The 10,016-nt window shown below is 70.1% G+C and carries 5 protein-coding genes and 1 pseudogene; 3 read left to right on the top strand and 3 right to left on the bottom strand.

What is annotated here, in order from left to right; genetic code table 11:
* Window positions 1-181, bottom strand: a pseudogene (locus tag B0I31_RS39790) (glycoside hydrolase family 6 protein); the annotation flags it as partial.
* A 212-nt stretch (window positions 182-393) separates the two neighbouring features.
* Window positions 394-1,425: a LacI family DNA-binding transcriptional regulator gene (locus tag B0I31_RS39785; protein ID WP_106620555.1), complete on the bottom strand. Its 1,032-nt coding sequence runs from the start codon at window positions 1,423-1,425 to the stop codon at window positions 394-396.
* A 563-nt stretch (window positions 1,426-1,988) separates the two neighbouring features.
* Between B0I31_RS39785 and B0I31_RS39780 the strand changes: the two genes are divergently transcribed.
* Complete coding sequence (locus tag B0I31_RS39780) at window positions 1,989-4,901, top strand: beta-xylosidase family glycoside hydrolase (RefSeq protein WP_106620554.1); 2,913 nt, start codon at window positions 1,989-1,991, stop codon at window positions 4,899-4,901.
* A 38-nt stretch (window positions 4,902-4,939) separates the two neighbouring features.
* Window positions 4,940-7,291, top strand: a complete 2,352-nt coding sequence (locus B0I31_RS39775; protein ID WP_106620553.1) for a family 43 glycosylhydrolase — start codon at window positions 4,940-4,942, stop codon at window positions 7,289-7,291.
* 41 nt (window positions 7,292-7,332) lie between these two features.
* Here B0I31_RS39775 and B0I31_RS39770 read toward each other — a convergent pair whose 3' ends face one another.
* A complete protein-coding gene (locus B0I31_RS39770) occupies window positions 7,333-8,679 on the bottom strand; it encodes an extracellular catalytic domain type 1 short-chain-length polyhydroxyalkanoate depolymerase (RefSeq protein WP_106620552.1) in 1,347 nt (448 codons plus the stop codon).
* Between the two features lie 187 nt (window positions 8,680-8,866).
* Between B0I31_RS39770 and B0I31_RS39765 the strand changes: the two genes are divergently transcribed.
* Complete coding sequence (locus tag B0I31_RS39765; RefSeq protein WP_106620551.1) at window positions 8,867-9,919, top strand: PaaX family transcriptional regulator; 1,053 nt, start codon at window positions 8,867-8,869, stop codon at window positions 9,917-9,919.
* The last annotated feature ends 97 nt before the right edge of the window (window positions 9,920-10,016 follow it).

Below are 10,016 nucleotides of genomic sequence, written 5' to 3'. Positions count from 1 at the left end.
CCGCCCGCGAATCACCGGCATTGGCCGCCACCCACCGCGCACTCGACGTGTTCGGATCGGTGTAGAACGCCGAGTCGGCCGCCTGCGCGGTCGTGCCGCCGCCCACGGCCAGCGCCACCGTCCCGGCCACGAGCACACCCGAGAGGACGCCCGCGCCGAGAACATGCCTTCTCCGTGCCATCGTGTCTCCTTCCACAGCGCCGGGTAGGCGTTCTGCCGCCATTCCGATGTCCTCCCAGCGTCGTTGCTGTCGCGGTAAGGGCAGAGATTATGGGAGCGCTCCCAATCAAGCGGTCCGGCAAACGTGGAAAGGCGTGCGACTTCGATTCAATCTAGCCAGGCCGTGATCACGCAGTCAATCATCGGCCCGCGCTAAAAAAGACGGCCCGGGATTTAGCCGACACCGCGCGCCTTGCGCTTGCGGACCGCGCGGAACGCCCGGTCTGCCGGCAGTCCGACGCTGTCCCGCGACACGAGCGTCGGCGTGGACGTGCGCCGGACCTCGCCGATCGGGTTCCCGTCGATCCGGGCCATCAGCAGGTCCAGGGCATCACGGGCGACGGCGCCGAAGTCCGGCTTGACGGTGGTCAGCGGCGGGATGAAGTAGGCCGCTTCGGGCACGTCGTCGAAGCCCACGATGCTCACGTCGTGCGGTACCCGGCGGCCCCGCTCGTGCATCGCGCGCAGGATGCCCAGCGCCAGGTGGTCGTTGGCCGCGAAGATGGCCGTGACCTCGGGCATCCGGGCCAGCACCTGGCCCGCCCGGTAGCCCGACGCGGCACTCCAGTCGGCCGGCACGATCGGCGGCTCCTCCGCGCCCGCCGCCCGCAGCGCCGACCGCCAACCCTTGATCCGGCCGAGGCTGTCGAACCAGTCCGAGGGGCCGGACACGTGCCAGACCGTGCGGTGACCCGCGTCCAACAGGTGGTTCGTCGCGGCGAGCGCCCCCGCCACCTGGTCCACGGTCACCAACGGGGTCGAGCGCTCCACGTCACCGTCGACCATCACCAGCGGCACGTCGGGGGGAACGGTGTCCACCGCGTCGTGCGCCGAAGCGGTGGGCGCGATGACGACGATGCCCGCCACCCGCTGGTCGCGGTGCCGCTCCAGGGCCTTGGTGATCGACTCGCGGTCCAGCACGTTGACCCGGTGCGCGGTCACCACGAACCCGGCCGCCACCGCCACCTGCTCGAACGCCGCCAGCAACGAGACGGGCCCGCACAGGGTCGTGTTCTGGGCCACCACCCCGATCAGCTGCGAACGGCCCGTGACCAGCGCTCGGGCCACCCGGTTCGGCCGGTAGCCCAGCTCCTCGATCGCCGCCTGCACGCGTGAGCGCGTCTGCTCCTGGACGTACGGGTGGCCGTTGAGCACCCGCGACACCGTCTGGTGCGACACGCCGGCGAGCCGGGCGACGTCGGCCATCGCAGGCGCACCGGAAGTCCTGTTCCCCACTACCGCCCCCTCCACGCGCGCTCACCGAACCGGTACCGAGCAGCGGAGAGCGCACCGCCGGTTTTATCGCGGGGGAACTCCCAACGTCATCGTCAACGGGATGCCACGGCGGTGAACGGCGGTCCGCGATCGAAAAGTTTCGACATCGGGACTGATCGGCGGTGATCGGCGACTCAATGTAACCAAGCGCCATTCGGGCCGTCAACGCGGGTGTGCGCTAAATATCCGGGCGTTCTTTTTAGCTGTCGTCGCCGCTGGTCACGCCCGCCGGGCACGCAAATGTTTCGCACGTTCGGGACAGCCGGCCAACCAGGTCCCGGATCAACCTTGACACCTACTTGTGTTATCGCTAACACTGTCCCGCAACATCACGTTGACACCGTCGACCCACGCCGTTCACCAGGACACCTCGATCACTGGCATCCACATATTGACGCGCCTGGATGTTAGCGGTCACATGTGTCCTTTCGCGGGCTGCCCTCGACTGCCCGGAAAACACCCGGTTTCCGCCACGACCGCGTCTGGAGCCGTCCATGCCCCTGACCGTCCACTCACCCCCACGTCGGCGGCGAGCCGCCCTCGCCGTGGCCGCCCTGATCGGTGCCGCCCTGCCCTCGGTCGGACCGCAGGCCCAGGCGGCGGACGAGTGGGTGCCCGCGTCCTCGTACACGTCCACCGACCGGGGTGGAGGGACCTACTCCGTGCCCCTGCTCAACTCCGACGTGCCCGACGTCAGCGTGGAACGCGTACCCGCGGCGGAGCACGAAGAAGGCCGCGACGTCTACTACATGATCAGCACGACAATGCACCTGAGCCCCGGCGCGCCGATCATGAAGTCCTACGACCTGGTCAACTGGGAGATCGTCAACTACGTCTTCGACCGGTTGGGCGTCGGCGACTCGTTCTCCCTGCGCAACGGCCAGAACTCCTACGGCCAGGGCCAGTGGGCGTCGTCGCTGCGCTACCACCGGGGGAAGTTCTACGTCGCCTTCAACACCAACAACCTCGGCGGCTCCTACCTCTACACCACCGACGACATCGAGGACGGCGCCTGGACCCGGCTGCCGCTGGGCCGCGCGTTCCACGACCCGTCGCTGTACTTCGACGAACGCGACGGCGGCACGCCGTACATCTTCTACGGGTCGGGGTCGACCAGCGCGGTCAAGCTGGACAGCGGCCTGACCAGGGTGGTGGCCGAGTACCCGAACATCCTGCGGCCGGCGGACTACCCCGGCTCGCCCTTCCTCGGCGGGCTGTTCGAGGGCGCCCAGGTGCAGTACATCGACGGGCACTACTACGTCGTGATCATCACGTGGCCACCGGGCCAGGGCCGCCAAGTGGTGCTGTTCCGCTCGCCGGAACTGCTCGGGCGGTACGCGACGGCCGACGGCGGCAACCCGTACCAGGCGCGGGGCGTGCTGAACTCGAACGGCTTCGCGCAGGGCAGCCTCGTGCCGATCGCCCGCGACGGCGGCCGGACCGACTGGTACGGCGTGTTCTTCCGCGACTCGTTCCCGGTCGGCCGCATCCCGGCGCTCATCCCGGCCACGTGGCAGGACGGCTGGCCGACCTTCGGCGACCGCGGCGTGGTGCCGGTGAACGGCGAGTTCGCCAAGCCGATCCGGCTGAGCCCGGCGCAGGAGGCGTTGGAGCGGCAGAAGAGCGTCGTCGCCTCGGACGACTTCGCCAACGACGCGCCGCACAAGGCCTACCTGGACGAGCAGTGGACGATCCCGTCTCCGCCCGACGTCGACGAGTCGCTGATCGGCGTGGAACTGGTGCGCAACCCCGGCTTCGAGTCCGGTTCGGTGTCACCGTGGGCGGCCCAGTTCGGCGCGCAGCTGGCCCTGGAGCCCGCTGACGGCACCACGGCGCTGAAGGTCGCCAACCGGGCGCTCAACGGCTCCGGGCCGAACCAGTCCCTGGACGGCGTGCTGCAACGCGGCGTGACGTACCAGGTGTCGGCGAAGGTGAAGTACTCGGCGGGCCCGGCGACCGTGCGGTTCAACCTGGTCGCGGACTGGGGCGCGGGCGTGCAGGTGATGGCGTCCGGCGACGTCCCGGCGGGCCGGTGGACGACCGTCTCGGGCCGGTACACGGTGCCGAGCACGGCCGAGACCGCCAAGGTGAAGTTGGCGGTCGAGACGCCGTGGGGCAACCCGCAGCCGCCGTCGTCCAGCGTCGAGTACCTGCTCGACGACGTCTCGGTCATCGGGCAGCCGGTGACCACCGAGCACCCGACCGAGGCGGAGATCAGGCCCAACGGCTCGCGGCTGGGGCCGGCCTGGCAGTGGAACCACGCCCCGGACAACCGCTACTGGTCGTTGACCGAGCGCGCGGGCTGGTTGCGGCTGACCACCGGCAAGGTCGTCACCGGCGACTACGTCTACACGAAGCTGTCGAACCGGGCCGAGCTGACGTGGTTCGAGGAGGCGCGCAACACGCTCTCGCAGCGCACGTTCGGCCCGAAGTCCTCGGCGGAGACCAAGCTCGACTTCTCCCGGATGGAGGACGGCGACGTCGCGGGCCTGGCGATGTACAACCGCGGCTTCTCCTACGTCGCGGTGAAGCGGGTGAACGGGCAGCACACCCTCGGGGTGGTCAACCGGGTGCAGCCCTTCCCGGTCACCTTCGACCAGGCGACCGCGGAGAGCTTCGTGCCCGGCACCGCGGTGCCGCTCGGCGACGCCACCACCGCGCACCTCAAGGGTGACGTCGAGTTCGACGCGCCGACCGGTCAGGGCTGGACCACGTTCCACTACAGCCTCGACGGGCTCACCTGGCACCGGCTGGGCGACCGCGTCGGGCCGCAGACCCTGGACGGCAGCCTGGCCCACTTCATGGGCCACCGGTGGGGCCTGTTCAACTACGCGACCGCGCGGGCGGGCGGGCACGTCGACTTCGACCACTACCTGCTCAGCGACACGCTGACCGCCGAGGGCAAGCCGCTCGACACCGGCGACCTGGACGCCGCGATCACGCACGCGTCCACGTTGGACGAGCACCACTACCCCGCGGACGCGTGGGCCGCGATGCGTGCGGCGTTGGGCAAGGCCCAGGCCGCGCGGGCGTCCGCCTTCGGGACGCAGAACCAGGTCGACGCGCCGGAGCGGGCGTTGAGCCTGGAGCTCGCCCGACTGGGCGTGGCGAGGTTCCCGGTCGCGTTGGCGGTGTCCGCGCAGACCCGGTGCGCGGGACCCAAGGTCGTGCTCACCGTCGAGGTCACCAACCACGAAGCGGTCCCGGTGGACGTCTCGGTGCGCACGCCCCACGGCACGAAGTCGTTCGACGACGTCGAGCCGGGCAAGACCCGCTTCCACCCGTTCCAGACCCGTGAGCGGCACGTGCCAGCGGGTTCGGTGTCGGTCACCGCGTCCGCGACGGTCGACGGCGAGCCGCGGACCGTCGAGCTGACCGCACCCCACGAGGCGCGCACCTGCCGGTGAGCGCACCCAGACCCCCGCACCCAGAACAAGGAGAACCCGTGGATCGACAACGTCCGCAGCGGCGGAGAGCAGCCGTTCTCGCCGCAGTCGGAGCCCTGCTCGCCGGAGGACTCGCGGTCGCACCGACCGCCGCTGCCGCCGGGCCGAACCTCATCACCAACCCCGGCTTCGAGGACGGCCTGTCCGGGTGGACCGTCAACAACGGCAACGCGACCGACGGCGCGACCCTGGCGCCCACCGGTGACGCCCACTCGGGTTCCGGCGCGGTGCTCGTGACCAACCGCAAGACCACCGGTTCCGGACCGGCGCAGGAGCTGGCGGGCAAGGTGCAGGCCGGCAAGACCTACACCGTCACCGCCCGGGTGAAGTACGAGAACCCGGAGAGCCCGGCGACCAAGCAGTTCTTCGTCACCATGCACTACGGCGGCTCGACCTACACCAACCTGGGCACCGGCACGGCGCCGCGCGGTCAGTGGGGCTTGCTCCAGGGCACGTTCACCATCCCGGCCGGCCAGTCGGTCACGACGCCGCGCGTCTTCGTCGAGACGCCGTGGGTCGCCGACCCGGCCGCCGCGCCCGCGACGCACCTGATGGACTTCAAGGTGGACGACGTCGTCCTGCGCGAGTTCACCCCGTCGACCACGATCGAGGTGCTCGGCAAGAACCCCGGCGAGGGCAACCCGCTGATCTCCCACAAGTTCGGCGCCGATGGCAACGCGTTCGCGCACGACGGCCGGGTCTACGTGTACATGACCAACGACACCCAGGTGTACAACCCGGGTCCGGACGGCACCTCACCCACCAACACCTACGGCGGGATCAACACGATCACCGTCATCTCGTCCGACGACCTGGTCAACTGGACCGACCACGGCGAGATCCCGGTCGCCGGGCCGAACGGCCTGGCGAAGTACGCCTCGCAGTCGTGGGCGCCGGCCGTCGAGAGCCGCGTGGTCGACGGCAAGGAGCAGTTCTTCCTCTACTTCGCCAACAACGGCGCGGCGACCGGCGTGCTGGTCGGCGACTCGCCGCTGGGCCCGTGGCGCGACGAGCGCGGCAGCCTGCTCGTCACCGCCCAGACGCCGGGCGCCTCGGACGGCCGCAACTGGCTGTTCGACCCGGGCGTGTTCATCGACGACGACGGCCAGGGTTACCTGTACTTCGGCGGTGGCGGCAACGACGGTTCCAACTCCTACGAGAACACCAACCACCCGAAGTCGACGCGCGTCATCAAGCTCGGTGACGACATGATCAGCACCGAGGGCGCCGCCGAGACCATCGACGCGCCGCTGATGTTCGAGGCCGGTCACGTCTTCAAGCGCGGGGGCAAGTACTACTACTCCTACTCGTCCAACTTCGGCTTCGGCGGCCCGATCGACCCGAACGGCCCGCCGACCGGCGCGATCGCCTACCTCGTGGCCGACAGCCCGATGGGCCCGTGGACGCCCGACAAGTACGCGGGGGTCATCTTCAAGAACCCCGGCGTCTACTTCGGTGCGGGCGGCAACAACCACCAGTCCGTGTTCGAGCTGAACGGCGAGCACTACTTCACCTACCACGCGCAGACGCTGAACCGCCGCATCACCGGTGGCGCGACGCAGGGCTTCCGCAGCCCGCACGTCGCGAAGCTGGAGTTCAACGCGGACGGCACGGTGAAGGAGGTCCTCGGCACCTTCGACGGCGTCGAGCAGATCCGCCACCTCGACCCCTACCGGGTGATCGAGGCGGAGACCATCGCGTGGCAGCAGGGGTTGGCCACCAAGCGGCTCAACGCTCCGAACGACGTGCCGCAGCTGGCCCTGCACGACGTCGACAACGGTGACTGGACGTCGCTGTCGTCGGCCGACTTCGGGTCCGGCGCCACCGGCGTGTCGGCGCGCGTCAAGCCGCTCGTCGGCGGTGGGAGCATCCAGCTCCGGCTGGACGACCGCACCGGGCCGGTCGTGGCGACCATCCCGGTCGACGGGCCGGTGGGGCAGTGGACCGAGGTCGGCGCCGAGCTCGACGGCGTCTCCGGTGCGCACGACGTGTACTTCACGTTCGTCGGACCGGACGGCCAGGACCTGGTGGAGGTGGACAGCTGGCGGTTCGCCAAGCCGTCGCTGAAGGTCGAGGGCGCCGCGGACACCCGGTGCGCCGGGCCGAACGCCAAGCTGACCGTGCGGGTGACCAACAACGAGTCCGTGCCGGTCGACGTGGTCGTGCAGACGCCGTACGGCGCGAAGACGTTCGACGACGTCGAGCCGGGCAAGACCCGCTTCCACCCGTTCCAGACCCGTGAGCGGGCCTTGCCCGCCGGTGCGGCGACGGTCACCGCGACCGCCACCGTCGACGGGCACGAGGTGTCGAGCGCGCTCTCGGTGCCGTACGACGCACGCACCTGCCGTTGAGCGGCGAGGCGGCCCGGGAGGTACCGGGCCGCCTCGTCCCGTCAGGCGGTGGCGCAGGCCGTGCCGTTGAGGGTGAAGGAAGCGGGTTTCGCGGTGTTGCCGCCGTGGGTCGCCTGGAACCCGATGCCGATCGAGGCGTTCGGCGGGATCGAGGCGTTGTAGGCGACGTTGCGGGCCGTCACCTGCCCGGACGTGGGAGAGTAGGTGGCGCTCCAGCCGGAGGTGATGGTCTGCCCGGTCGGCAGGGTGAAGACCAGGGACCAGCCGTTGATCGCCGACGCGCCGGTGTTGGTGATCGTGATGGTCTCGGTCAGGCCGGTGTTCCAGGCGTTCACGGTGCTGGTGACGCGGCACGTGCCGGGCGGTTGCGTTGTGGTGGTTGTGGTTGTGGTCGTTGTGGTGGTGGAAGTCGTGGTCGACGTGGTGGTGGTCGTGCTGGTCGGGTCGACGGGGCGGTCCAGGCCGAAGAACGCGATGGCCTGGGCGGCCATGCCGCTCGACGGCAGGCTGTGCCCGGCGCCCTGGATGCTGTACGCCTCGACGCGGGTGGCGCCGGAGGTGTCGTTGTAGCGGCGGCGGTTCCAGTTGGCCTGCGGTGTGTCCGTGGACGACGGTGTCTGGCTCAGCCCGAACACGTTGGTCCACTGCTCGATCGTCTCCTGGAGCAGCGAGTACGGCACGAGGGTGTCGTTGGTGCCGTGCCAGAGCTGCACGCGCGGCCGGACGCCGGTGTAGCCGGGGTACGCCTGGCGCACCGCGTCACCCCACTCCTGCGGTGTGCGGTTCGCGCCTCCGCCGCCGGTGCACCTGCTGCTGCCGGGCGGGAAGTCGGCGGCGTTGGCGAAGCAGTTGAACGGCACGCCCATGAAGGCGGCACCGGCTTTGAACACGTCCGGGTAGAGGGCGAGCATGTGGTTGGTCATCATGCCGCCGGACGACGAACCGGTGGCGTAGACCCGGTTCGGGTCGCCGCCGTAGCGCTGCTGGACGTAGTTCACCATCGACACGATCGACACCGGGTCGCTGCCGCCGCCACGCCGCTTGGCCGCGTCCGACCAGATGTCGAAGCACTTGCCGAAGCCCGCCTGCTGCTCCGCGCTGGGGTAGATGACGACGAAACCGTGCCGGTCGGCCAGCGAGGCGAACTCGCTGCCCGAGTAGAAGCCGGGGCCCGAACCGCCGCAGCCGTGCATGGCCACGACGATGCCGGGGTTGGCCGGGCGGGAGTCCGGCGCGTAGACGTGCATCCGCATCCCGCCCGGGTTGGAGCCGAAGTTCGTGACCTCCGTCAACGACGCCGCGGACGCGGGCGTCGGCGCGACGGAGACCAGGCCTGCCACGACCAGTGACGTCGCCGCGGCGAGTAACAGACTCGGTTTGACCTTCATGCGCTTGACTCCTTTGTTTCGCGCACGGGTGGCTGGTCGGATTCCGTCCCTCGTGTGACAGTTAGAGTGCCGCTCGGCCTATAAACTGTCAATCGACCGTCTCGACGGGTCGGCGCGCCCGCGCGGCGGGCCCCTCGTTGATTAGGGTCGGTGGCGACTACCTGTCCGAGCCACCGCCGGAGCCGCCGTGACCAGCCCGTACGACATCGAGGAGATCTTCCCGGACGACTCGGTCCGGCTTCCCCGACGCCAGTCCGGCAACTCGCCGCAGGGCCTGACCGTGACCCTGCTGGCCGACTACACCCTGCGGGCCAGGGCCTGGCTGCCGTCTGCGGCGATCGTGGCGCTGCTCGCCGAGGCGGGTGTCAGCCACGCCGGGGCACGCACGACCATCAGCAGGCTGGCGCGTCGCGGCGTCCTCGAAGGCAGCAGGCAGGGCCGCAACAGCTCCTACCGGCTCACCACGGCCGCCGCGCTCAACCTCGCCGCCGGTGGTCGGTTCATCGTCGCCGCGGGCGCCGTCGACGAGCCCTGGGACGAGCAGTGGACGCTGATCGCCTTCTCACTGCCGCAGGACGAGGTCGCGCAACGGCGCGAACTGCGCAGCCGGCTGCGCTGGCTCGGCTGCGCACCCCTCTACGACGGCCTCTGGATCTCGCCGCACGACGTCACCGACAAGACCAGGGCACAGCTCGCCGAGCTGGCGTTCGGCGCCATGACCGTGTTCCGCGCCCGCCACGTCGACCTCGACACCTCGACCGGCCGCCACCCGATCGACGCCTGGGACACGGCCGCCATCGCCGGTCACTACGAGGCGTTCATCCGGCGCTGGCGCCCGGTGCTTCCCGACATCCGCGCCTCCCGGATCACCGGCCTCGAAGCGGTCCGCGCCCGTACCGAGGTCATGGACACCTACCGCCGCATGCCGATCCTCGACCCGCGCCTACCGTTGCGGCTGCTGCCGTCAGCCTGGCCCCGCGAACCCGCCCGCGACCTGTTCACGGCGGTTTACGACGGCCTCGCCGGCCCCGCCGAGGATCACGTGCGTGCCGTGGCGAGCCGCTTCACCACCGAGCCTCTCACCGACGTGCGGGCGCACACCGTCGCCGACATCCTCGTCGGCCTGCAGGGCGCGTGGGAGTCCGGAACCGAGTCCGGAACCGAGTCCGTGTCCCAGTCCGTGTCCCAGTCCGTGTCCGCTCGGGGATCCGTTGCCGGCTCGAAAAGATCAAAAGATTAAAGGCGTCCTCGCCGGACGGGCAGATCAGCAGGATGACCCCAACTACCCCTGGATCTCCCGACCCAGCGTGGTCCCGGGCTTCGTGTCATCCCACCGA

This window comes from Saccharothrix carnea (assembly GCF_003014735.1).
GTDB lineage: Bacteria > Actinomycetota > Actinomycetes > Mycobacteriales > Pseudonocardiaceae > Actinosynnema > Actinosynnema carneum.
Note: the sequence above shows the minus strand (reverse complement) of the source record. Positions and strands in the feature narration are given on the sequence as shown.